Annotated in this window: 1 protein-coding gene and 1 pseudogene; one reads left to right on the top strand and one right to left on the bottom strand. The window is 80.0% G+C overall.

Annotated features, from left to right (window positions below; translation table 11 throughout):
* Positions 1 to 693, bottom strand: a pseudogene (locus tag PHA29_RS10550) (hypothetical protein); the annotation flags it as partial.
* Between the two features lie 118 nt (positions 694 to 811).
* Here PHA29_RS10550 and PHA29_RS10545 point away from each other — a divergent pair.
* On the top strand, positions 812 to 1,031 hold a 220-nt coding region (locus tag PHA29_RS10545), incomplete at its 3' end, for a hypothetical protein (RefSeq protein ID WP_270849596.1).

The following is a 1,031-nucleotide window of genomic DNA, read 5'->3' as shown; positions in this document are numbered from 1 at the left end:
TCCCGGGGCGGACGGGGTCGCCGGCCCGGGGGCAGGCTCCGCGGATCCCCCCGACGGGGCGCCGGCGGCACGGACCGACGGTGCACCGGCAGCAGCCTGGGCAGACGAAGAGCCGGCGGACGGGGCGGCGCCGTCGGGCGCGGGAGCGCCTTCGGGGGATGCGGCGACGGGCGAGGATGCTCCCTGCGGCCCGCCTTGCACGGGCGAGGAGGCGCGCGACGTACCTGCCGCCGCCGCATCGGCGTCGCCGCGGGATGCGGAAGGACCGGCCGCGCGGACCGGCGCAGCGCCCTGCGAAGGCGAGCCGGGGGCCGACGGGGCGGACGTCTGGGCCCCCTCCCCGTCCATCACGTAGTCGACGACACGCGGACCGAACACCGCCTCGACGATGGGTGCGATCAGCTCGTGGGAGTCAGGGCGCCCGAGCATCTTGACCGCGAAGCCCGACCCCTTGGGGAACCCGATGACGAGGCGCTCCCCGTCATCGGAGCGCGCACGCGACGACTGGAGCAGAGCGCCGCGCGAAGCCTGGGCGGCGGTGACGCGCTTGACCACGTCGGCCCAGCGGCGCTGCAGCTCCCCGGGGTCGCCGGCGGACCGCGGGGACGCGGGGGAGCCCTCCCCCGCGGCGGTGCCGGGGGCCGGGGCAGCCGCATCCGGGGCGGACGTATCCGGGGCGGACGCACCGGTCACCGACGGCGCCGGTGCCCGCATGCCGGACGAAGCAGGCGCGGGGGCCGCCTCCGGGGCACCCGCAGCCGAAGCGGGGGCGGAGACGGAGCGAGCGCCCAGCGGGGAACGCGCCCCTCCCATGCGGGCCGCCTCCCCCGCAGCGCCCTGCGGCAACGGGCGGGCGGGAGCCGGCGTCGACGGGGCGGCGCGCCCCTCCGACGAGGTCGGCTCGGAGGCACCGGAAACAGCCGGCGCGGGGGCCGGGGACGATGCGGGGGCGGCGGGCGATGCGGGCGCCCCGCCCATAGCCGGCGCGGGGGCCGGGGCGTTCGAGGCGGAAGGCGCCGTGACCGCCGCGG

Source organism: Candidatus Collinsella stercoripullorum, assembly GCF_027669965.1.
Taxonomy (GTDB): domain Bacteria; phylum Actinomycetota; class Coriobacteriia; order Coriobacteriales; family Coriobacteriaceae; genus Collinsella; species Collinsella stercoripullorum.
Note: the sequence above shows the minus strand (reverse complement) of the source record. Positions and strands in the feature narration are given on the sequence as shown.